Raw genomic sequence first — 21,570 nt, 5'->3', positions numbered from 1 at the left:
CCCGTCGGATGACGCAGGTCACCCGACCGGGGCCAGCAGCAAGGAGGATTTGTGCGCATCCGAAGAAAATTGGCCCTCTTGCTCGCCGCCGCCCTGGGCGTCGCCGGACTCACGGCGATCCCGGCGGCATCGGCCGCGGACGACCCGGTCGTGCCCCATGGACTCAAGGGCGAGTACTACTCCTCGTCCGCACCCGGCGCCTTCGACTTCCACGAGCTGAAGGCCACCGGCTTCGACCCGCAGATCGACTTCGACAGCCTCGAATCCCGGCTCTCCACGGCCACCGGCAGCGCCGATCACGCCACCGTCCGCTGGACCGGGAAGATCGTCCCTGAACAGAGCGGCCCGCACACCTTCTCGATGATCGGCGACAACGGATTCCGGCTCTGGATCGACGGCGAGATCGCCATCGACCACTGGGTGGACGACTGGGAGAAGGAGCAGACCGCCGACCCGATCGAGCTGACCGGAGGCCAGGAGTACGACATCAAGGTCGAGTTCTTCGAGAACGTCGGCGGCTCGAACCTCCATCTGAACTGGACCGAACCCGGTGGCGCGAAAGAGCCCGTGCCCACCTCGGCCTTCCGGCTCCCCGACGACTTCGCCTACGACGGTGCCATCGCCACCACCGTACTGGCCGACGGCCGCACGCTGCGGATGGAGTTCGCACAGGAGCTCGCCGCCGTCCCGGCCGGTCTCGCCGGTCATCTCGACGCCGTCATCGGTGGCGCCGAGTGGCCGATGACGTCGGTGAAGAAGGACCCCGCGAACGCCCGCAGCCTGCTGGTCGGCCTCAAGGAACCCGTGGTCGGCAAGGGCGGCTCCGCCGACATCCGTTACGACGGCCAGGGCGGCCTCACGTCGCAGGACGCCGACCCCGTCGGTGAGTTCTGGAGCAGTGGACCGAACAAATCCGAGTACCAGCTCTCCACCCCCTGGGCCAAGGACGTCGGCCCCGACAACGCGCTGCCCGAGTACCCGCGTCCGCAGATGACCCGCGACGCGTGGCGCAATCTCAACGGTGAGTGGCAGTTCGCCGCCGCCGAGCAGGGCGAGCGCCCGCCGGTCGGCAAGAAGCTGCGGGAGAAGATCCTCGTCCCGTACCCCGTCGAGTCGCAGCTCTCCGGTCTCGAACGGCACGAGGACCGCATGTGGTACCGCCGTACCTTCACCGTGCCCGACAGCTGGGACATCAGCGACGGCGGGAACAGCAAGGCGGGCAAGCGTCTCAAGCTGAACTTCGACGCCGTCGACTGGCAGTCCACCGTCTACGTCAACGGCGAGAAGGTCACCGAACACAAGGGCGGCTACGACCGGTTCAGCGTGGACGTCACCGACGCGCTCAAGCCCGGCCGTACGCAGGAGCTGATCGTCGGCGTGTACGACCCGACCGACGCCGCCGGCGGCGAGAACCCGCCCATGGGCAAGCAGCGCCTGGACCCGAGCGGCATCTTCTACACCTCCTCGTCCGGCATCTGGCAGACCGTCTGGATGGAGCCGGTCGCCGCCGACCACGCCGACTCGCTGAAGCTCACCCCGGACGTGGCGGGCGAGAAGCTGGCGGTCGAGGTGCGCGGCGTACGCGACGGGGTGCCGGTGACGGCCACCGCGTACGAGGGCAAGCGCAAGGTGGGCACGGTCAGGGGTCGTACGGGAGCGCCGCTCAGCGTGCCGGTGCCCGATCCGCGCCTGTGGTCGCCGGAGGATCCGTATCTGTACAAGCTGGATGTGCGGATCGGCGGCGAGCGGGTCGGCGGCGACAGCTCCGGCGACCGGCTGAGCAGCTACTTCGGCATGCGCTCCATCGCCGTCGAGAAGGTCGACGGCGTGCCGCGCACCGTGCTCAACGGCAAGCCCGTCTTCCTGATGGCCACGCTCGACCAGGGCTTCTGGCCGGACGGACTGCACACCGCGCCGACCGACGAGGCGCTCGCGTTCGACCTCAAGAAGCACAAGGACCTCGGCTACAACTCCGTGCGCAAGCACATCAAGGTGGAGCCGGACCGGTGGTTCTACTGGGCGGACAAGCTGGGGCTGCTCGTCTGGCAGGACATGCCGTCGATGCCGAAGTCCCCGGCCGCCCCCGCCGCGGCCCAGTTCGAACACGAGATGAAGGAGATGATCGACCAGCACGCGAGCAGCCCCTCGGTGATCATGTGGGTGCCCTTCAACGAAGGCTGGGGCCAGTACGACCAGGCACGGATCGCCGACCAGGCCAAGGGCTGGGACCCGACCCGGCTGGTCAACAACATGAGCGGCGTCAACTGCTGCGGGGCCGTCGACGGCAAGAACGGCGACATCGCCGACGCGCACGGCTATCCGACGCCGCTGCTGCCCGCGCCGGACGGGAAACGGGCGCTGGTCAGCGGCGAGTACGGCGGTCTCGGGCTCGCCGTACCGGGTCACGCCTGGCCGGTCCAGCACACCTATGTCGGCGTCGACAAGGAGAAGTACACGGACGAGTACCTGGGGCAGCTCGACAACGTACGCGACCTCGCCTGCCGGGGGAGCAACGGAGCCGTCTACACCCAGATCACCGATGTGGAAGGTGAACTCAACGGGCTCCTCACCTACGACCGCAAGGTCATGAAGCCCGATGTCCAGCGGCTCAAGGCGGCACACGAGGCCCTGATCCGCGACGCGTCCGACCCGGCGTCGATGGAGTGCGCGAACTCCTGAACCCCTGATCTCCGGGCGCCGGGCCGCTTCGGTCCGGCGCCCGGAGGAGGGACCGAAAGAACAGTGCGCCGCGCCGGGAATAAGCAGGTCGGAGCCCGCACTTGACAATGCTGTCGTCCCAGGACTGGTCTTTGGTACGGCCACCGACGTCAGCAGTCAGAGCGAGGACCACATGCCCAAGGCGTACGTCTACACCCGGTTCGGCGGCCCGGAGGGTGAAGCCTTCGTCGACCAGCCGAAGCCCGCCCCCGGCCCCGGCGAACTCCTCGTCGCCGTCCGGGCGGCAGGCGTCAACCCCGTCGACTGGAAGCTCCGCGAGGGCTACAACCGGCCGGGCTCGACCCCGAAGCCGCTGCCCACCGTGTTCGGCAGCGAGGCGTCCGGAGTGGTCGAGCAGGTCGGTGAGGGGGTGCGCGGATTCGCCGTGGGGGACGCCGTGTTCGGCTCCACCCTCACCGGTGGATACGCCGAGTACACCCTGCTGCCCGCCGCGATCACCGCCCACAAACCGGCCGCCGTGTCGTTCACCGACGCTGCGGCCCTGCCGGTCGCCGCCGCGACCGCGTACGACGGCATCCAGCAGCTGGCCCTGCCTGCCGGCGCGACCCTGCTGATCACCGGCGCGGGTGGCGGGGTGGGCGTGGCCGCGACACAGATCGCGACCGGCGCGGGGATCCGCGTCATCGGCACGGCGAGCGCCGGCAAGAAGGACTTCGTGGAGTCGCTGGGCGCCGTCCACCTCGCGCCGGGCCCCGGACTTCAGGAGCGGGTGCGGGCCGCCGCACCCGAGGGCGTCGACGCGGTCTTCGACCTCGTGGGCGGCGCCGACCTGGAGGCCGTCGCCGGGCTTGTTCCGGACCTGACGAAGCTCATCAGCGCGGGCGACAAACCGCGGGTCGTGACCCTGGGGGGCGCCGCGGTCCTGCGGCTGCGTACGGCCGCCGTCCTCGAAGAGGTGGCCGCGCTGGTGGTGGCGGGCACTCTGCGGCCGTACGTGACGCGGACGTTCCCGCTGGCGGAGGCGGCCGAGGCGCTGCGCGTCGTCGAGGACGGGCACGCGCTCGGCAAGGTCGTGATCGAGGTCGGGGCGTGAGCGCCGCCGGGCCGGTTCCCGCGCCCGCAGGCCGGTCGTACCACCCGCTGGACAATCCCGTACTGGCCGGACTGACCGGCCCGCACGCCCACTTCGCCGAGCGGCGCGGCCGGGTGCTCGCCTACCGGCCGGAGGTGTCGACCTGGCTCGCCCTGCCGGACGAGCCCGACGCGGCCGACTGGGCGGACGCCGCCGCGCTCGTCGGAGCCGACGGCACGGCCACGCTGGCGGGGGCGAATGTGCTGCCGCCGGCGGACTGGGAGGTCACCTTCCGGGTGGACGGTGTCCAGCTCATCCACGAACCCGTCGAACCCGCCGCATCCGTGGACGTCGTCCCCGACGAGGAGGCGGTGCTGCTCGGCGCCGCCGATGTGCCCGAGATGCTGGACCTGGTGGAGCGCACCAGGCCGGGCCCCTTCCGGCCGCGCACCATCGAGTTGGGTACGTATCTGGGTGTCCGCCGCGGCGGCGAGCTGGTGGCGATGGCGGGGGAGCGGATGCACCCGCCGGGCTGGACGGAGATCAGTGCCGTCTGTACGGCGCCGGAGTTCCGCGGCCAGGGGCTGGGTGCCCGGCTCGTCCTGGCGGTGGCCGAGGGGATCAGGGCGCGCGGCGAGAGGCCGTTCATCCAGGCGGCCGTGGACAACGAGAACGCGGTCCGGCTCTACGAGGCGCTGGGCTTCCGGCTCCGCCGCCGTATCCCCTTCGTGGGGATCCGCGTCCCAGAGCCGTCTCGGGTCCCGGCGACGGCCGGCGGCTGAGCGGTCGGACCCGCACACGGCGTGGGGCGGGCGGACGGCCTGAGGTGGTCGTCCGCCCGCCCCATCGGGCTGGGTGAGTCCGGCTACGTCCGGACCGGCTCATTCATCTGACCCGACCGGATCGCCCGATTGCGCTTACGACCCGCCATCATCGCCGCGCCCGCGCAGACCAGGCCCAGCACAGCGGTTATCGCTCCTGGGATGACCAGGCTGAGGAACACGCCACGGTCGGGGCTGGAACCGACGACCCATGGCGCGGCCACCATCCAGGCACCCATCAGGCACAGGGCCCAGCTGAAGCCGTACGTCCTCGTCGGAGTGGCGGAGAATACGAGGGCCAGGCCGGCGATCGCGATGCCCATGATCACGTTGTGGACCACGAGACCCGGCTGGCTGGTCGTGTAGTGAAGGATCCACGGCGAGAGTGCGATGAACAGGCCGGCGAGAAAGATCGGCCCGTCCAGCAGCGCCACGTCACGTCCACCGAGCACGCGGGCGTACCTCGCTCGCATCTCTGGTACGTCAGGGTGAGCGCCTATGTCTCCCCTGGTGTCGGTTGCACCAGGGTGAGCACCTGTAGCTCCCCTGGTGTGTGAAACATCGGCCATGAGTCTCGACTCCTTCGGTCTGAGAGGTGCGACCGTGCTGCACCGGATCGAGCGGTACAAGACCATTCTGCCCCTTATTCACCTTTATGTGTAGTTGGGGCGTGAATAAATGCCCGGTGCCTCATGGCAAACTGTTCGAGGCCGCTCGGCCGGACGGCCGTATCCGTGCAGGGCACGGGGCGGATGACCCGGTCGGGTGAGTGCCCCCGGACGGGTGAGTGACGAGTGATAGGGAACGGCACCGGCGATGACGTTGACAGATGACGGGACCACGGTCGGCGAGAGCGGACCGGACGCCGTGTACGGCCCCGGAATCGATCCCGAGCGCATGGCCGTCTGTCTGGCCGTGCTCGACGAGCTGGACAAGCTGGACGTCGACCACCCCGACGCCGTCGCCGTACGCCGCGCCACCGCCGGGATCTACCGCACCGTCAAGCAGCGCCGCCGCCAGGAGCGCCGGGCGGCGAAGACCGCCAACGACAAGGCGGTCACCGAGTCGACGGCCACCGGATCCGCCGAGCGCATCGACGACGAGACGCAGGGCCTCCTGCCGTCGTCCTCGGTCGCCGGTGAGATCGCCGGAATCCTCCAACGCCCGCGCTCCTGCTACATCTGCAAGACCCGGTACGTCGAGGTCGACGCGTTCTACCACCAGCTCTGCCGGGATTGCGCTGCCGAGAACCGGGCTCGCCGCGACGCCCGTACGGATCTCACCGGCAAGCGCGCCCTGCTGACCGGCGGGCGCGCCAAGATCGGCATGTACATCGCACTGCGGCTGCTGCGCGACGGCGCGCACACCACCATCACCACCCGCTTCCCCAGCGACGCGATCCGCCGTTTCAAGGCGATGGAGGACAGCGCCGACTGGATCCACCGGCTCAAGATCGTCGGGATAGACCTGCGCGACCCGGCCCAGGTCGTCGCTCTCGCCGACTCCGTCGCGGCCGAGGGTCCGCTGGACATCCTCATCAACAACGCCGCGCAGACGGTACGCCGCTCCCCGCAGGCCTACAGCGAGCTGCTGGCCGCCGAGTCCGCGCCGCTGCCCGCCGGTGAACTCCCGTCCTCGCACGTCATCGGCGCGTTCGGCAGCGGTGCGCAGGCCGTGCTGCCCGCCGGCGGCGGCGAGGCGCTGAGCGCGTCGGACATCACGGAACTGGCCCTCGTCGGCGGCTCGGCCACGCTCGCCCGTATCGAGGCGGGAACGGCGATCGACGCGGGCGGGCTCGTGCCCGACCTGCACGACACCAACAGCTGGATCCAGACGGTCTCGGACGTCGATCCGGTGGAGCTTCTCGAAGTCCAACTGTGCAACTCCACCGCGCCGTTCATCCTGATCAGCCGACTGCGCCCGGCGATGGCGGCAGCGGCGGCGGGGCGTACGTACGTCGTGAACGTGTCGGCGATGGAGGGTGTGTTCAGCCGCGGCTACAAGGGCGCCGGCCATCCGCACACGAACATGGCGAAGGCCGCGCTCAACATGCTGACCCGGACCAGCGCGCAGGAGATGTTCCAGTCCGACGGCATCCTGATGACCGCCGTCGACACCGGCTGGATCACCGACGAGCGCCCGCACCCGGACAAGATGCGGCTCGCAGACGAGGGCTTCCACGCCCCGCTCGACCTCATCGACGGCGCGGCCCGCGTCTACGACCCGATCGTGCGCGGTCAGGCCGGCGAGGATCTGTACGGCTGTTTCCTCAAGGATTACGCGCCGGCCAACTGGTAGACCCCGCCGACCGGCAGGGGGGCTGGCCGCCGCTCACGGCCCGCGGAGCGCTGTCCGGAAGTGACCCACGTCGCGGACCCCATCGAGCGCACCCGCGCTCATTTGGTTACTGTATGGCGCACGGACGCCACCCAGGAACCGCACGAAGGTTCCTCGGCCGTCTGGGGACAGGCCTGCAACCAGGCCACCGCCCCGCCCGAAAACCGGCGCCACCGCGACCGAACCGACCCTGCCCCTGCCCCCGTTCGGCGCCCGGTACGAGTTCGTCTTCGGTGCGTCCGGGGTTACGCGACACAAAGGAGTGCGCGGTGACACCTGAATTGGCTCAGCACGAGAACAGCCCGGCGGAACGGAGCGGTGGAGGGAGCGGTGACCGCAGCGGCGGTCCCCAGAAGCTCCGGAACATCGAGGTGTGGGCCAGGTCCGCACCGATCCGGCTGGCGGGCTACGAGGACGACCTCGCGGAACCGCACATCCTTCAGGGCATCGACTAGACAACCCTGGAACGCCCTCGCACCAGATCTGCCATCGAGCGCCGGACGGGCGACAGCCCGTCCGGCGCTCCGCTTGCGGTGCGGTCCCGTGTCCGGCAGATATGGAGTCACATTTCCGGACAGGACGAACACCTGGGAGACCCCGTGCGACGTCTACCCGTTCGCCGTCGGCACGCCGCGCTCGCCGTGCTGTCGGCCGGCATCCTGATCACGGCCGGCTGTGGCGAGGACGGCGTAGGCGCGGACGCGCGAGCGGCCAGGGCGGCGCAGGAGGCGGCCTCCGCGAAGGTCACCCTCCAGCCACTCGCCGCCACCGGCCCTGCCCCGTTCACCGAGTCGACGGCGGCGCCGGTGCTGGACGCGGCCCCCTCGCCCGCACCGTCGCCGAGTGAACCGGGCGCACCGAGTGAACCGGCGCCGTCGGAGAAGCCCGGTGATCCCAGTGGCCCCACCACCGGCCCTCAGACGCTGCGCTCCATCTCCGGCGCCACCGCCGGGCTGTACGGCGGCAGGAAATCGCTCACCAGCTGCGACGTCGAGGCGCAGGTCCGCCTGCTGACCGACGACCGCGCCAAGGCCACCGCCTTCGCCCGCGGCGCGGGCATCCGCCCCGCGTCCGTCCCGACGTTCCTGCGCGGCCTCACCCCCGCCGTGCTGCGCGCCGACGTACGCGTCACGAACCACGGCTACCGGAACGCGGCGCCCAGCGCCTTCCAGGCCGTACTCCAGAGCGGTACCGCCGTCCTCGTCGACGACCGCGGACTGCCCAGGGTCCGCTGCGCCTGCGGAAACCCGCTGCGCCCCGCCGTCGCCCGGCGCGCCGACGCGGTCCACCAGGGCAAGCCCTGGAGCGGATACCGGCCCGACCGGGTCGTCGTGGTCAACCGCGGCGCCGGGCCCGTGACCTCACTGGTGATCGTCGACGCGGTTGACAACACATGGCTGGAGCGGAAGACCGGCACCCACGGCGACCAGGACAAGAAGCCTGACGTGCCGCCGCCGTACCCCCCGGAGACCGACATCATCGACCCGTCACTCCAGCCGCCGGTGCCGGACGGCGGCGGTACGGACAGCCCCGACCCCGGCAGCTCCGACCCGGTGATGCCGATGTCCCCGGAGCGGCCAGGTCCCGACATGCCGCTCGACGGCGACCCCGGCACGCTGTCCGACCCGGGCTACACCCCGTCGGCCCCGGACGACGACCCGGCCGGTCCCCTCACTTTCCCGACCTGATGGGCCCCGTCGGACCGGTCGAGATATCCGACAAATGATGACAGAGTGACCCCATGGTCCATCGGGAAGCGGGGCCTGCGTCGCTCCCCGACGACTGGCCCGCGAAGCCGGAACTGAGCCTGGCCCTCACCGGCATGGGCTGCTTCGACTGGGATCTCGGCAGCGGCCTGCTCCATCTGGACCGGGTGGCGCTGGGCATCCTCGACGTGAACGAGGACGACTACGACGGCACCCGCGCGAATGTCCTGGAGCGCCTGCCGCCCGGCGAGAACGACCGGCTCGACGCCTTTGTGAGCGAGGCGATCAGCAGCGGCGAGGACGGTTGCGGCGCGTACTTCCGGGTCCGGCGCCGTGACGGCACCCTGCGCTGGACCCACGCGCAGGGCACCGTCCGCCGCGACGAGACCGGCCGTCCGCAGCGGCTCATCGGCATCATGCGCGACGCCACCCAGGAACTCGCCGACTCGATGGCACGGCTCGAACTCGACGAGGAGCGCCGACGCCGGACCACCGTGGTCGAGGGCGCGACGGCCGCCCTCGCGCACGCCAGAACGGTCCAGGACGTCATCGATGTCCTGAAGGAGTCGGACGGCCTCGAACACCTCGGCGCCGCCAGCATGGTCATGGGTCTCCTCGACTCGGGGCGTATCCGTCTGGTCGCCGACGGCCCCGCGGGCTCGTTCGTACCGGGCACACGCATCACACGGGTGGACGAGGAGTACCCGATGAGCGAGGTGATCCGGACGCTCGCCCCGCGGTTCATCGAGACCGCGGAGGACTTCGCCACCTCCTACGCCGGCCTGTGGCCGCACATCAGCCATCTGGGTATCACATCGGCGGCCTATCTGCCGCTGATCGCGCAGGGCCGCCCCATCGGGGCCGTCGGGCTGCTCTACGGAGACAAAATCGGCTTCACCACCGAGGACCGCAATCTGCTCGTCGCTCTCGGCAGCGGCATCGCGCAGAGCCTCCAGCGCGCCGTGCTCTTCGAGCAGGAGCACGATCTCGCCGAAGGGCTCCAGCGGGCGATGCTGCCGCGCCGGATCCCGGCCGTGGCCGGTGCGGAGATCGCCGTCCGCTACCGATCGGCCCGGCTCGGCAGGGACGTCGGCGGTGACTGGTACGACGTCATCCCGCTGCCCGGCGGCCGGGTCGGTGCCGTCATCGGCGACGTACAGGGCCACGACACCGACGCCGCGGCCGTGATGGGACAGCTGCGGATCGTGCTGCGTGCGTACGCGGCCGAGGGTCACACCCCGGCCACGGTGATGGCGCGGGCCTCGGAGTTCCTGCACGAACTCGACACCGACCGCTTCGCGACCTGCGTCTATGCCGAGGCCGACCTGGCGACGGGCGTCGTCCGGATGGTCCGGGCCGGTCATGTCGATCCCATGATCCGGGACACCGACGGCAGTTGCCGCCGGCTGCCCGCCGAGGGCGGACTGCCGCTGGGACTCTCAACGGAGTTCGGCCGGGTCGACTATCCCGTGAACACCGTCGAGCTGGATCCCGGCCAGACGCTGGTCCTCTACACCGACGGACTGGTGGAGATGCCCGGCACCGATCTGGACGAGGGGATGCAGCGACTGGCCGGCGTGATCGCGGACGGCCCCCGCGACCTCCAGGAGCTTGCCGACCGGCTCTGCGGGGTGGTGGACGGCCGGGGCGGTGAGGACGATGTCGCCGTACTGCTGCTGCGCAGACAGGGCGCGTCCCCCGGCAGGACCGGCGGCAGGCTCCAGCAGCAGGTGGGGCGGGGCGAACCCGAGGCGCTGGCGTCGGCCCGCCACATGGTCCGGGCGGCGGTACGTGCCTGGGGCGCGGGGGACCGGTCGGACGACATCGAGCTGGTGTCCGACGAGCTGATGACCAACGCCCTGACCCACACCGACGGCGGCGCGACCGTGACCGTCCGCGTGCTGCCGGGCCCGGAGAGACGGCTGCGCGTGGAGGTGGAGGACCGGTCGAGTGTGCTGCCCCGGATCCAGGACGCGGGGGAGACGGGGATCTCGGGCCGCGGACTGGTCCTGGTGGACGTGCTGGCCGACGAGTGGGGCGTGGAGTCGCGCGGCGGCGGCAAGAGCGTGTGGGGCGAGTTCACGATTCCGTGACGGCCGGAGCGGGACGGCTGAGAGGGCCGCGAAAGGCGTGGGGCATTACAGTCACGCTAACTGAGCGTATCGTGTTCGTACTTGACCGTAACCGACCGCAGGCGATTGACTTGCCGCCTCTCTCTGGCCTGACCTGACCTGCCTTGTTCTGCTCTCCCTGTCTCCTTCGTCCCCCAAGACATGAGGCCCCCTTGACCACCGAGCTGCTGGCACCTCTTGATCTGGCCTTCTGGCATCTCGAATCCCCGGACCATCCGATGCACCTCGGCGCGCTCGCCGTCTTCGAGGCGGCCCCTCCCGGAGCCGCGCCACCGGGCACCCGGACCGGCGACGACGAGGCGCTGCTGGAGCTGCTGGCCACCCGCACGGCGGCCGTCCCCCGGCTCCGGATGCGGGTGCGGGACGTGCTGCTGCCCGTGGGCGGCGCCGCCTGGAGCGTGGACAAGGACTTCGACGTACGCAGACACGTCAGGCACCTTCGACTGCCGCCCGGAGACTTCGCCGCGGAGACCGCCCGGCTGGCCGGAGAACTCATGGAACGGCCGCTCGAGCGCGGCATCCCGCCGTGGGAGATGTACGTCCTGACGGGCGGCGCCGCGCCCGGGGCCGCGGGGTCCGGCGGCGCACCGGCCGGACGCCCCTTCGCCGTCCTGGTGAAGCTGCACCACGCGCTCGCGGACGGCATGCGCGCCGTGGCCATCGGAGCCGGGATCTTCGACCAGATCGCCGACGTGCGCGCCGCCGGCGCCCGGCGTGCGCGCCCCGCGCCGCCCCGCTCCTGGCTGCCCGGTCCCTGGCAGGCGGCCGACCTGGCGCGGAACCGGCTCGCCGAGCTGCGCAAGGCGCTCGGGATCGGCGCCTCCGTCGTCCGTGCCAGCCGGCTCGACCTGCGCGGTACGCCCGCCCTCATGGCGGGCTCCAGCGGCACCCGGCGCCTGGCCACCGCCGTGCTCGCGCTGGAGGACGTACGGCAGGTGCGCAAGGCGCATGGCGGCACGGTCAACGACGTCCTGCTCGCCACCGTGGCCGGCGGGCTGCGGCGCTGGATGCTGGAGCGCGGTGACCGGCTCCCGGACAGCGACCCGCGCTCCGACCCGCGCGCCCTGGTGCCGGTCTCGGGGCGGCGGCCGAGCCGGGCCCGGCAGGGCGCCGGCGCGGGCGGCGTCTCCGGCTCGGGCAACCAGTTCTCCGCGTACCTCCTCGGTCTGCCGGTCTCCGAGCCCGATCCGTCGGCCCGGCTGAGCGCGGTGCGCCGCGCCATGGACCGCAACAAGAAGGACGGTCCCTCGCGGGGTCCCGGAGCGGTGGCCGTAATCGCCGGGCAACTGCATCCGCTCGCGCACCGGCTGGGCGCGCCGCTCGCCGGCAGCGCCGCCCGGATCCTCTTCGACGTGCTCGTGACGAGCGTGCCGCTGCCGCGCGCGACGCTCTCGTTCGGCGGCTGCCCGCTGCGCGAGGTCTATCCGATGGCGCCGCTGGCGCGTGGCCAGTCCCTGGCTGTGGGGCTGACGACCTACGGCGGTCAGGTCCATGTGGGTCTGGTCGCCGACGGCAAGGCGGTGCCGGACCTCGGCGGGCTGGCGAAGAACATGACCGAGGAGCTGAACGCGCTGCTGAGCCTGGCGCCGCCTGCCGAAGCCGCCGAAGCTGCTGAACCCGCCCTTCCCGCACGGGCAGACTTGGCATGATAGGTCGGACAATTCCCGCCTCACCGGCACGGCCCGGTGGTGCTCCCCAACGCCGGGCGCGCTGAACGGACATGGGCCGGCAGGTCGCCGACTTCGCCCCCTCAAAACTGTTGACGCCACCCAGTCATCCGATGAATATTCTGGGTGTCAACTTCGGGAGGCACAGCGCCATGCGGCAGAACACCCTCGGACGCGGCGAGGTCGGCGTATCCGAGCTCTCCTTCGGATCGGCCGGGATCGGCAATCTCTACACCCCCGTCGAACCGGAGCACGCCGCCGCCGCGGTCGACGCCGCCTGGGACGCGGGCATCCGCTACTTCGACACCGCGCCGCACTACGGCATCGGCCTCGCCGAACGCCGGCTCGGCGAGGCCCTGCGCTCCCGCCCCCGCGCCGACTACACCCTGTCCACCAAGGTGGGCCGCCTGCTGGAGCCCCTGCCGTTCGCAGACGGCGACGACCTGGCCAACGGCTTCGCCGTACGCGCCACACACCGCCGCGTCTGGGACTTCAGCGCCGACGGCGTACGGCGCGGTATCGAGGACAGCCTCGAACGGCTCGGCACCGACCGCATCGACACCGTCTACCTGCACGACCCGGACGACCATGTCGACGAGGCGTTCGGCCAGGCATACCCCGCCCTGGAGCGCCTGCGCGCGGAGGGCGTCATCGGCGCCATCGGCGCCGGAATGAACCAGACCGCCGTGCTCACACGCTTCCTGCGGGACACGGACGTCGACGTCGTCCTGTGCGCGGGCCGCTACACGCTCCTCGACCAGTCCGCCCTCACCGAGCTGCTGCCCGAGGCCGCCGAGCGCGGCCGGAGCGTGGTCGTCGGCGGTGTCTTCAACTCCGGGCTGCTCGCCGACCCGCGCCCCGGCGCGACGTACGACTACAGGGCCGCCCCGCCACCGCTCCTGGAGCGCGCCCTGCGCATCAAGGCCGTCGCCGAGCGGCACGGCGTCCCGCTGCGTGCCGCCGCCATCGCCTACCCCCTGCGACATCCGGCCGTCGCGAGCGTCCTCGTCGGGACGCGGTCCGCCGACGAGGTCCAGGACGCGGCGGACATGTACGGCCGCACGGTCCCCGACGCGCTCTGGGACGACCTGCGCGCCGACGGTCTGCTGGCGGGCGACGCCCGATGAGCGGAGCGCCGACCCCGACCCGGCGGCCGACCGCGTCGGCGCCCGTCGTGGACGCCCACCACCACGTGTGGGACCTGTCCGTACGTGACCAGGACTGGATCACCGGGTCCGCCATGGCACCCATCCGGCGGAACTTCGGCGTTGCCGACCTCGCGCCGGAGGCCCGCGCGGCCGGAGTCGGCGCCACCGTCCTCGTCCAGACCGTCACCGTCCCCGAGGAGACCCCCGAATTCCTCGCCCTCGCCGAGGCGAACGAGCTGATCGCCGGCGTCGTCGGCTGGACCGACCTCACCGCCCCCGGTGTCGCCGACACCCTCGCCGCACTGCGCGAACTCCCCGGCGGCGACAAGCTCGTGGGCATCCGGCACCAGGTCCAGGGCGAGCCCGACCCCGAATGGCTGCTGCGTCCCGACGTACGGGACGGGCTCGCCGCCGTGGCCGCCGCCGGGCTCGCGTACGACCTGATCGTCCTGCCCCACCAGCTACCGGCCGCGATCACCGTCGCCGCGCTGCTGCCGCAGCTGACCTTCGTACTCGACCATCTCGGCAAGCCGCCCATCGCGTCCGGCAGCCTCGACCCCTGGGCCGGTCATGTCCGGGCGCTGGCCGCCAGGCCGAACACGGTCTGCAAGCTCTCCGGCATGGTCACCGAGGCCGAGTGGGACCGCTGGACGGCCGAGACGCTGCGCCCGTACACGGAGACCGTGCTCGACGCCTTCGGCTCCGCCCGCCTGATGTTCGGCTCGGACTGGCCGGTGTGCCGGCTGGCCGCCTCGTACGCCGAGGTCATGGACGTCACCCGTACGCTGACCGGCGACCTGAGCGGGAACGAGCGGCGGGCGGTCTTCGGCGCGACGGCCACGGCGGTCTACGGGCTCTGACCAGGGGCCGCTGCCCGCCGGGCGTTCGCTCCGGCGCTGCGGCACCCTGGAGGAATGCCGGAAGTCCCCGAAGTCGAAGCGCTGCGCGAATTCCTCGACGGCCATCTGGTCGGCAAGGAGATCGTCCGCGTCCTGCCCCTGACGATCAACGTCCTCAAGACGTACGACCCGCCGCTCACCGCCCTGGAGGGCGCCACCGTCTCGGCGATCGAGCGGCACGGCAAGTGGCTCGACATCGTCGCGGGCGGGTCCGGGCTGCATCTCGCGATCCATCTGGCCCGCGCGGGCTGGCTGCGCTGGAAGGACGAGTTCCCCGCGGCGCCGCCGCGCCCCGGCAAGGGCCCGCTGGCGCTGCGGACCGTCCTGGCGGAGGGCGACGGCTTCGACCTGACCGAGGCCGGCACCACCAAGCGGCTCGCCGTCCATCTCGTACGGGACCCCTCCCAGGTGCCCGCCATCGCGAGCCTCGGCCCCGACCCGCTCGACGACGCCTTCGACCGCGACGCGCTCGCCACGCTGCTCGCGGGGGAACGGCGGCAGCTCAAGGGCGCCCTGCGGGACCAGCGGCTGATCGCGGGCATCGGCAACGCGTACAGCGACGAGATCCTGCACGCGGCGAAGATGTCGCCCTTCAAACCGGTCCACAATCTGACCGACGACGAGACCACCACCCTGTACGAGGCGATGCGCACGTCGCTGAAGGCGGCCGTCGAACGCTCGCGCGGCGTCGCGGCCGGCCGGCTCAAGGCGGAGAAGAAGAGCGGCCTACAGGTGCACGGCCGGGCCGGCGAGACGTGCCCGGTCTGCGGCGACACGATCAGATCGGTCGCCTTCGCCGACTCGTCGCTCCAGTACTGCCCGACCTGCCAGACAGGCGGCAAACCGCTGGCGGACCGCCGGACGTCCCGGTTCCTCAAGTAGCGTCGCCCGCACGTGGTGCGGGGCTCGTCCAGCCATCGGCCGGCTCCGACGACGCGTCGCCCGCCCAGGAGCACGCCCCCGCCCTCACCCGCCCCGCACCGTCATCAGCCGGTGCCCCCCGGCCGTACGGACCTCGAACCGGTCGATCTCCCCCAGCGGTAGCGCCGCACCGCCCCACGTGACCATGGGACCGTCGGCCGCACCACTGGCTGTCCAGGTCATCACGGTCTCCTCCGACCCGTCACGGCCCACTGCCACCAGCGCGCACACCCCGGTCGCCGCCGACTTCGACAGCTCCAGCGCGACTTCCGTGCCCCAGCCCTTCTCCGCCGCCGTCACCACCGCCGCCGTCCCGGTCCTGCGGTCCGTCGCCGTCCACCGCTCGGCGGCCGGCACCGTCGGGGAGCCGCCACCGCCCCACTGCGCGTCCACGATCGCGTACGGGCCACCCACCGCGATCACCACCGCCGCCGCGACCAGAGCCAGCCGGCGCCGGCGGCTCACCCGCGGCCGGGCGGCCGTCCCCTCCAGCATCCGGTGCAGCAACTCGGGCCCCGCCGACACGAAGGGAGCCACCCGCGCGGGAGTCTGCCGCGTGTACGCGTCGAGTTGCCCCTTCACCCCGTCGAAATCGCCCAACAGCAGTGCGCAGTGCGGGCAGTCCATGAGATGGTCCTCGAAGCGGAAGGCATCGGCCGCGTCGAGCACACCCAGTGCGTAGGCGCCGACGTCGCGATGGATCTCCGGGGTCCGCATGCCTCCAGATACGGGGCGCGACGGCAAATCGCTCAAGCCCGCGTCCTTCTCCACGAACCGATCCGGGGCCCCCTGGGCCCACAGCCCTTAAACTTCCCCGTCATGCTGCGTGTACTGGCCGTGGACGACGAAGCGCCCGCCCTCGAAGAGCTGCTGTACCTCCTGCGGGCCGACGCGCGGATCCGCAGCGCCGAGGGCGCCACGAGCGCGACCGAGGCGCTGCGCCGTATCGGGGCCGCCCTCGACGCCGGTCCCGACGACCCGGCCGCCGTCGACGTCGTCTTCCTCGACATCCACATGGCGGGACTGACGGGGCTCGACGTCGCCAAGCTCCTGGCGGGTTTCGCCGAACCCCCGCTGATCGTCTTCGTCACCGCCCACGAGGGCTTCGCCGTCCAGGCGTTCGACCTCAAGGCCGTCGACTACGTGCTCAAGCCCGTCCGCCGGGAGCGGCTGGCCGAGGCCGTACGGCGGGTCGCCGAACTGGTGGGGGAGCGCGGCCCCGTCGTGGACACCTCCACCGACCAGATCCCCGTCGAACTCGGCGGCGTGACCCGCTTCGTCCCTGTCGCCGACATCGTCTACGCCGAGGCCCAGGGCGACTACGCCAGACTCCACACCGACACCGGCAGCCATCTGGTGCGTATCCCGCTCACCACCCTGGAGGAGCGCTGGCGCTCGCGCGGTTTCGTACGGATCCACCGCCGCCATCTCGTCGCCGTCGCCCGTATCGACGAGTTGCGCCTCGACGCGGGTGCCATGAGCGTGCGCGTCGGCGACGCGGAACTCGCCGTCAGCAGACGGCACGCCAGAGCCGTACGCGATCTGCTGATGCGGCTGCCCGGCCGCTGACCTGGCGCTTCGCCCGCCGGGCGGTGGCGTGCGGGGGCTTCCCTCCGCCTTGACGGTCTGTTTAGACTCCGGCCCTGGCACCGCGACGACGACCGTGGCACGACGGCACGAGGGGGAGGGGATCATGACCGCCGAATCCACCCCCAAACGCGAGGTCGTCACCGGCGAACCCCGCCGGGTGCGCCCGCTGCCCCGCTACCGCGCGCAGGCCGAGATCGACGAGCAGACCGCACTCGGCGACGCCTACGTCCGCTCCCTCATGCGCAGCCAACTCCGCGCCGGGCTCACCGCGTTCGCGCTGCTCGCCACGGTCGTCGGCGCCCTTCCGCTCGTCTTCGCCGCGCTGCGCGACACCACTGTCGTCTGGGTGGTGCTCGGCGTCGCCGCCTATCCGCTGCTGACCCTGCTGGCCTGGTGGTACGTGCGCCGCGCGGAGCGCAACGAGCGGGACTTCGCCCGGCTCGTGAAGGGCCGGCCGCTGCCGTGAGCCAGAGTTGGACGGTGACGGCCGTCGCCGTCGTCGTGGTCGCCACCGTCCTCGTCGGCGGGTTCGGCCTGCGCATATCCCGTACCACCTCCGACTTCTACGTGGCCTCCCGTACGGTACGGCCCGGCCTCAACGCCGCCGCGATCAGCGGCGAATACCTCTCCGCCGCCTCCTTCCTCGGCATCGCCGGCCTGCTCCTGCTGCACGGCCCCGACATGCTCTGGTACCCGGTCGGCTACACCGCCGGCTATCTGGTCCTGCTGATCTTCGTCGCCGCCCCGCTGCGCCGCTCCGGCGCGTACACCCTCCCCGACTTCGCGGAGGGACGACTGGAGTCGCGCCCCGCCCGGCGCGTGGTCAGCGCGCTGGTCGTGGGTGCCGGCTGGCTCTATCTGGTGCCGCAACTCCAGGGCGCCGGGCTCACGCTGGAGATCCTTACCGGCGCGCCGAACTGGTTCGGCGCCGTCCTCGTCGCGGTCGTCGTGGTGGTGGCCGTCGCGGCGGGCGGCATGCGCAGCATCACCTTCGTGCAGGCCTTCCAGTACTGGCTCAAACTCACGGCCCTGCTCGTCCCCGCGATCTTCCTGCTGCTCGCCTGGCAGGGCGACGGACGGCCCGCGATCGACTTCGAACTCACCGAGATGTCCAGCCGCGTCGACCACCCGCTCTACGCGACGTACGGACTGATCGTCGCTACCTTCCTCGGCACCATGGGGCTGCCGCACGTCGTCGTCCGCTTCTACACCAGCCCCAACGGCCGGGCGGCCCGCCGCACCACGGTCGGCGTGCTCGCCCTGATCGGGGGGTTCTATCTGCTGCCGCCGGTGTACGGCGCGCTCGGGCGCCTGTACGCGCCCGCGCCCGCCCTCGGTACGGATGCCGACGCCGCCGTGCTGCTGCTGCCCGATCTGGTGATCGGCGGTACGGCGGGCGATCTGCTCGGCGCGCTCGTCGCGGGCGGCGCCTTCGCCGCGTTCCTGTCCACCGCGTCCGGTCTGACCATGGCGGTGGCCGGAGTGCTCACCCAGGACGTGCTGTCCTCGCGCGGCGTTCGGCACTTCCGGCTGGCCACGCTGCTCGCGATCCTCGTACCGCTCGGCGGCTCGCTGGTCGTGAGCGGTATGCCGGTGGCCGACGCCGTCGCCATGGCGTTCGCCGTCTCCGCCTCGTCGTTCTGCCCGCTGCTGGTGCTCGGCATCTGGTGGCGGAGGCTCACCCCGCCCGGTGCGATCGCCGGCCTGCTGCTCGGCGGCGGCTCGGCGCTGGTGGCCATCGGGATCACGGTCAGCGGCGCCGTACGGTCCGGATGGCCGCACGCCCTGCTCGCCTGGCCCGCCGTCTGGTCGGTGCCGGTCGGCTTCCTCGCGATGATCCTGGTGTCGCTGGCCACGCGGTCGCGGATACCGCCGGGGACCAAGGCGGCCATGACCCGTTTCCATCTCCCGGAGGCCCTGATGCCCCGCGCCAGAGGGGGCCCCCGATGAGCGGCGCGGCCCTCGCGATCCTGCTCGTCCTCGGCACGCTGCTGCTCGCCGTCGGCTTCCTGCTCGGACGCCGTGGCGGAGGCGGACGCCCGGACCGCACCAGCGACGTCGGTACGCCCGTCGAGCACGCCACCTTCGAGACCCTGCACACCGCGTCGCTCGCCGCGCCGCCCCTGCGCGCCGGGCTCACCGAGGAGAGCGCGGGCAAGGCCGCCCGCCGACTGCGCTCACTGCTGGGCACGGAGGCGCTCTGCCTCACCGACCGGGACCGGGTGCTCGTCTGGGACGGCATCGGCGAGCACCACGGCAGGCATGTGATGGACCATGTGCAGGCCCTGCTCACCAGCGGGCGTGACACGGCCTTCGCCAGCGGCTGCGGCGATCTGGACTGTCCGCTGCGCTGGGGCGTCGCCGCGCCGCTGACGGTCGACCACCGGGTACTCGGCACGCTCGTCGCGTACGCCCCACGGGAGTCCGCCGTCCTGGCGCGGGCGGCCGGGGAGGTCGCGCGCTGGGTTTCCGTCCAGCTCGAACTCGCCGAACTCGACCGCTCCCGCACCCAGTTGATCGAGGCGGAGATCAAGGCGCTGCGTGCCCAGATCTCGCCGCACTTCATCTTCAACTCACTGGCCGCCATCGCCTCGTTCGTCCGCACCGATCCGGAGCGCGCCCGCGAACTGCTCCTGGAATTCGCCGACTTCACTCGCTACTCGTTCCGCAGGCACGGCGACTTCACCACCCTCGCCGACGAACTGCACTCCATCGACCAGTACTTGGCGCTCGTCCGGGCCCGCTTCGGCGAACGGCTGTCGGTCACCCTCCAGGTCGCGCCCGAGGTGCTGCCGGTCGCCATGCCGTTCCTCTGCCTCCAGCCGCTCGTCGAGAACGCGGTCAAGCACGGCCTCGAAGGCAAGATCACGATGAGCCACATCACGATCAGCGCGCTCGACGCCGGATCGGAGGCCGAGGTGGTGATCGAGGACGACGGGGTGGGGATGGACCCGGAGCGGCTGCGCCGGATCCTGCGTGGCGAGGGGGGTCTGTCCACGGGCATCGGACTGCTCAACGTCGACGAGCGGCTGCGCCAGGTGTACGGGGACGACTACGGGCTCGTCATCGAGACGGGGGTGGGGGCGGGCATGCGGATCACCGTACGGATCCCCAAGTACCGCGCGGGAGTGCACGGCACGTGAGGTCAGAACAGAGCGATCGCCAGATGCCCCAGCGGCAGCCCCAGCTGCCACGCCGGGGTCCAGACCTGTGGCCCCTCCTCCTCGGGTCTCTCCGTGCCCCCGCCCTCGTCCGTCAGTGGATCGCCGCCCGGCGCCCCCACCGCGTCGAGATCCGGTGCCAGCAGTTCGGTCTCCTCCAGCCACCGCCAGGCGGCCAGGGCCAGTTCCAGATCCGGGTCGGGACGGGCGGTGCCGGATCGTTCCGCCTGGCATGCGCGGGTCTCCAGCAGGTCGAGCTGGTGACAGACCCATTCACGCCAACCGGTGCCGTACGCGGTCAGTGTCCGCCACTCGGCCATCCGCGCCACACCGCCGGGCCCGCCGACCGGCCCGTCGGACAGGTAGATGGTCAGGGCGAGCGCGTCGCGACCCGCCCGGTACTCAAGTGTCGTGGGCGGCATCAGGTCGCCGGTGCGCAGTAGTTGGTCGGCGATGTACTCCGCGTACATCCATGCCATGGGGACGAGCAGGCCGCCACCGCCGCCTTCGTCATGACGTTCCGGACGCATTGTTTTCCGCCTTCCTTCCTCTCCGTGGACGCTGCTTCACGGAGCATTGAACCGGCGGCCGGTGCCCAGCGTGGCCAGAAGAGCAGGATCGGACAGCGGACCGGAGGCGATTGTGACGGGTGAGGCCGGCGGTGACCCGCATGTGCGGTCGCAGCTCGGTGCCTACGCGCTGGGGGCGCTCACGCCCGAGGAGGACCGGACGATCGCCGGGCACCTGGACGGCTGCGCGGCGTGCGCCGCCGCCTATGTGGAGGTGGCCGACGGCGCGGCGCTCCTCGCACTCTTCGACGAGGAGGACCTGTGGTAGCCGTGGTAGCCGGGCAGCGAGCGGCCGAGGGCGCGCAGCGCGTAGTAGGAGCGGGACTTGACGGTGCCGGCCGGGATGCCGAGCACCTGCGCGGCCTCGACCACGCTGAGCCCCTTGAAGTAGATCTGCGCGAGTACGGCGCGGTGCTCCGGGCTCAGCGTCTTCACTGCCTCGCGCACGTCGAGCGCGGCCACGGAGCGCTCCGTGGGATCGCCCGGTTCCGGGGTGGCTTCCAGGACGCCGTCGCTGACCTCGGTCGGGCGGGCGAGGCGTGAGCGGCGGGCGTCGATCGCCAGCCGGCGGCCCACAGTGAACAGCCAGGGCCGCATGGACTCGTAGGGCCCCTCGAACGCCTCCGGGTGCTGCCACGCGCGGACCAGTGTCTCCTGGACCAGGTCCTCCGCGCGCTGCCGGTCGCCGTAGGTCAGGCCGAGCAGGAAGTGGAGCAGCGCGGGGCCGTGGTCGCGCTGCAACTCGGTCAGTGCCCGCTCGTCGGTCGTCGCCGTGGCCGTGGCGGTGGTCATCGTGAACGTCCCTTCGCGCGGAGGTCGCCGGCGTCGCTGCCGTTGGCGTATCGGAACGCATCCGTGCGTCCGGGGA

General features: G+C 71.7%; 20 protein-coding genes. 16 read left to right on the top strand and 4 right to left on the bottom strand.

The window, feature by feature from the left end; translation table 11 throughout:
• The first annotated feature begins 51 nt into the window (after window positions 1-51).
• The 3 genes from ACIBLA_RS05805 (at window position 52) to ACIBLA_RS05795 (ending at window position 4,533) form a co-directional block, all read left to right on the top strand.
• The gene (locus tag ACIBLA_RS05805) at window positions 52-2,679 is read left to right on the top strand and encodes a PA14 domain-containing protein (RefSeq protein ID WP_399197862.1); all 2,628 of its coding nucleotides are present in this window, start codon (window positions 52-54) and stop codon (window positions 2,677-2,679) included.
• 172 nt (window positions 2,680-2,851) lie between these two features.
• On the top strand, window positions 2,852-3,772 hold the full coding sequence (locus tag ACIBLA_RS05800; protein WP_399197861.1) for an NADP-dependent oxidoreductase: 921 nt from the start codon (window positions 2,852-2,854) through the stop codon (window positions 3,770-3,772).
• Window positions 3,769-4,533, top strand: coding sequence for a GNAT family N-acetyltransferase (locus ACIBLA_RS05795; protein WP_363240807.1), 765 nt, complete (start codon window positions 3,769-3,771; stop codon window positions 4,531-4,533). Before ACIBLA_RS05800 ends, ACIBLA_RS05795 begins: the two co-directional genes overlap by 4 nt.
• An 83-nt stretch (window positions 4,534-4,616) precedes the next feature.
• On the opposite strand, the gene ACIBLA_RS05790 is transcribed toward ACIBLA_RS05795, so the two are convergent.
• Window positions 4,617-5,141, bottom strand: coding sequence for an SPW repeat protein (locus tag ACIBLA_RS05790; protein ID WP_363240808.1), 525 nt, complete (start codon window positions 5,139-5,141; stop codon window positions 4,617-4,619).
• 247 nt (window positions 5,142-5,388) lie between these two features.
• Here ACIBLA_RS05790 and ACIBLA_RS05785 point away from each other — a divergent pair, with 247 nt between their 5' ends.
• The 8 genes from ACIBLA_RS05785 (at window position 5,389) to ACIBLA_RS05750 (ending at window position 15,343) form a co-directional block, all read left to right on the top strand.
• Window positions 5,389-6,870, top strand: coding sequence for an SDR family NAD(P)-dependent oxidoreductase (locus tag ACIBLA_RS05785; RefSeq protein WP_363240809.1), 1,482 nt, complete (start codon window positions 5,389-5,391; stop codon window positions 6,868-6,870).
• Between the two features lie 308 nt (window positions 6,871-7,178).
• On the top strand, window positions 7,179-7,364 hold the full coding sequence (locus ACIBLA_RS05780; RefSeq protein ID WP_363240810.1) for a hypothetical protein: 186 nt from the start codon (window positions 7,179-7,181) through the stop codon (window positions 7,362-7,364).
• Window positions 7,365-7,508: 144 nt separating this feature from the next.
• Window positions 7,509-8,597 carry a DUF6777 domain-containing protein gene (locus ACIBLA_RS05775; RefSeq protein WP_363240811.1) on the top strand — a complete coding sequence of 363 codons (1,089 nt, stop codon included), beginning with the start codon at window positions 7,509-7,511 and terminating at the stop codon, window positions 8,595-8,597.
• Window positions 8,598-8,650: 53 nt separating this feature from the next.
• Window positions 8,651-10,708 carry a SpoIIE family protein phosphatase gene (locus tag ACIBLA_RS05770; RefSeq protein ID WP_399197860.1) on the top strand — a complete coding sequence of 686 codons (2,058 nt, stop codon included), beginning with the start codon at window positions 8,651-8,653 and terminating at the stop codon, window positions 10,706-10,708.
• Between the two features lie 191 nt (window positions 10,709-10,899).
• The gene (locus ACIBLA_RS05765) at window positions 10,900-12,396 is read left to right on the top strand and encodes a wax ester/triacylglycerol synthase family O-acyltransferase (RefSeq protein ID WP_363240813.1); all 1,497 of its coding nucleotides are present in this window, start codon (window positions 10,900-10,902) and stop codon (window positions 12,394-12,396) included.
• A gap of 170 nt (window positions 12,397-12,566) precedes the next feature.
• Window positions 12,567-13,541 carry an aldo/keto reductase gene (locus ACIBLA_RS05760; RefSeq protein ID WP_363240851.1) on the top strand — a complete coding sequence of 325 codons (975 nt, stop codon included), beginning with the start codon at window positions 12,567-12,569 and terminating at the stop codon, window positions 13,539-13,541.
• Window positions 13,538-14,422, top strand: a complete 885-nt coding sequence (locus tag ACIBLA_RS05755; RefSeq protein WP_399197859.1) for an amidohydrolase family protein — start codon at window positions 13,538-13,540, stop codon at window positions 14,420-14,422. Before ACIBLA_RS05760 ends, ACIBLA_RS05755 begins: the two co-directional genes overlap by 4 nt.
• A 54-nt stretch (window positions 14,423-14,476) precedes the next feature.
• Complete coding sequence (locus tag ACIBLA_RS05750) at window positions 14,477-15,343, top strand: DNA-formamidopyrimidine glycosylase family protein (RefSeq protein WP_363240816.1); 867 nt, start codon at window positions 14,477-14,479, stop codon at window positions 15,341-15,343.
• Window positions 15,344-15,427: 84 nt separating this feature from the next.
• Here ACIBLA_RS05750 and ACIBLA_RS05745 read toward each other — a convergent pair whose 3' ends face one another.
• Window positions 15,428-16,135, bottom strand: a complete 708-nt coding sequence (locus ACIBLA_RS05745; RefSeq protein WP_399197858.1) for a zf-HC2 domain-containing protein — start codon at window positions 16,133-16,135, stop codon at window positions 15,428-15,430.
• Between the two features lie 66 nt (window positions 16,136-16,201).
• On the opposite strand from ACIBLA_RS05745, the gene ACIBLA_RS05740 reads away from it, so the two are divergent.
• From ACIBLA_RS05740 to ACIBLA_RS05725, 4 genes are all read left to right on the top strand, one after another.
• Window positions 16,202-16,951: a LytTR family DNA-binding domain-containing protein gene (locus tag ACIBLA_RS05740; RefSeq protein ID WP_363240818.1), complete on the top strand. Its 750-nt coding sequence runs from the start codon at window positions 16,202-16,204 to the stop codon at window positions 16,949-16,951.
• 124 nt (window positions 16,952-17,075) lie between these two features.
• Window positions 17,076-17,438: a hypothetical protein gene (locus tag ACIBLA_RS05735; protein ID WP_363240820.1), complete on the top strand. Its 363-nt coding sequence runs from the start codon at window positions 17,076-17,078 to the stop codon at window positions 17,436-17,438.
• Window positions 17,435-18,922: a cation acetate symporter gene (locus ACIBLA_RS05730; protein ID WP_363240821.1), complete on the top strand. Its 1,488-nt coding sequence runs from the start codon at window positions 17,435-17,437 to the stop codon at window positions 18,920-18,922. Before ACIBLA_RS05735 ends, ACIBLA_RS05730 begins: the two co-directional genes overlap by 4 nt.
• Window positions 18,919-20,115, top strand: a complete 1,197-nt coding sequence (locus ACIBLA_RS05725; protein ID WP_363240822.1) for a histidine kinase — start codon at window positions 18,919-18,921, stop codon at window positions 20,113-20,115. Before ACIBLA_RS05730 ends, ACIBLA_RS05725 begins: the two co-directional genes overlap by 4 nt.
• Window positions 20,116-20,117: 2 nt before the next feature.
• On the opposite strand, the gene ACIBLA_RS05720 is transcribed toward ACIBLA_RS05725, so the two are convergent.
• The gene (locus ACIBLA_RS05720; RefSeq protein WP_363240824.1) at window positions 20,118-20,663 is read right to left on the bottom strand and encodes a hypothetical protein; all 546 of its coding nucleotides are present in this window, start codon (window positions 20,661-20,663) and stop codon (window positions 20,118-20,120) included.
• 70 nt (window positions 20,664-20,733) lie between these two features.
• Between ACIBLA_RS05720 and ACIBLA_RS05715 the strand changes: the two genes are divergently transcribed.
• Window positions 20,734-20,970: a zf-HC2 domain-containing protein gene (locus ACIBLA_RS05715; protein WP_399197857.1), complete on the top strand. Its 237-nt coding sequence runs from the start codon at window positions 20,734-20,736 to the stop codon at window positions 20,968-20,970.
• On the opposite strand, the gene ACIBLA_RS05710 is transcribed toward ACIBLA_RS05715, so the two are convergent.
• Window positions 20,907-21,494 (bottom strand): sigma-70 family RNA polymerase sigma factor, encoded by a 588-nt coding sequence (locus ACIBLA_RS05710; protein ID WP_363240825.1) that lies wholly within the window; start codon window positions 21,492-21,494, stop codon window positions 20,907-20,909. The two genes, ACIBLA_RS05715 and ACIBLA_RS05710, sit on opposite strands and share 64 nt — an antisense overlap.
• Window positions 21,495-21,570: the final 76 nt, after the last annotated feature.

The sequence above is a fragment of the Streptomyces sp. NPDC050433 genome (genome assembly GCF_044458565.1).
Lineage (GTDB): Bacteria > Actinomycetota > Actinomycetes > Streptomycetales > Streptomycetaceae > Streptomyces.
Note: the sequence above shows the minus strand (reverse complement) of the source record. Positions and strands in the feature narration are given on the sequence as shown.

What these genes read in the sequence shown, in the direction of transcription:
- ACIBLA_RS05720 (WP_363240824.1), bottom strand. Translation starts at nt 20,663, where the DNA reads ATGCGTCCGGAACGTCATGACGAAGGCGGCGGTGGCGGCCTGCTCGTC.
- ACIBLA_RS05790 (WP_363240808.1), bottom strand. Translation starts at nt 5,141, where the DNA reads ATGGCCGATGTTTCACACACCAGGGGAGCTACAGGTGCTCACCCTGGT.
- ACIBLA_RS05770 (WP_399197860.1), top strand. Translation starts at nt 8,651, where the DNA reads ATGGTCCATCGGGAAGCGGGGCCTGCGTCGCTCCCCGACGACTGGCCC.
- ACIBLA_RS05735 (WP_363240820.1), top strand. Translation starts at nt 17,076, where the DNA reads ATGACCGCCGAATCCACCCCCAAACGCGAGGTCGTCACCGGCGAACCC.
- ACIBLA_RS05785 (WP_363240809.1), top strand. Translation starts at nt 5,389, where the DNA reads ATGACGTTGACAGATGACGGGACCACGGTCGGCGAGAGCGGACCGGAC.
- ACIBLA_RS05740 (WP_363240818.1), top strand. Translation starts at nt 16,202, where the DNA reads ATGCTGCGTGTACTGGCCGTGGACGACGAAGCGCCCGCCCTCGAAGAG.
- ACIBLA_RS05725 (WP_363240822.1), top strand. Translation starts at nt 18,919, where the DNA reads ATGAGCGGCGCGGCCCTCGCGATCCTGCTCGTCCTCGGCACGCTGCTG.
- ACIBLA_RS05760 (WP_363240851.1), top strand. Translation starts at nt 12,567, where the DNA reads ATGCGGCAGAACACCCTCGGACGCGGCGAGGTCGGCGTATCCGAGCTC.
- ACIBLA_RS05755 (WP_399197859.1), top strand. Translation starts at nt 13,538, where the DNA reads ATGAGCGGAGCGCCGACCCCGACCCGGCGGCCGACCGCGTCGGCGCCC.
- ACIBLA_RS05800 (WP_399197861.1), top strand. Translation starts at nt 2,852, where the DNA reads ATGCCCAAGGCGTACGTCTACACCCGGTTCGGCGGCCCGGAGGGTGAA.
- ACIBLA_RS05750 (WP_363240816.1), top strand. Translation starts at nt 14,477, where the DNA reads ATGCCGGAAGTCCCCGAAGTCGAAGCGCTGCGCGAATTCCTCGACGGC.
- ACIBLA_RS05710 (WP_363240825.1), bottom strand. Translation starts at nt 21,494, where the DNA reads ATGACCACCGCCACGGCCACGGCGACGACCGACGAGCGGGCACTGACC.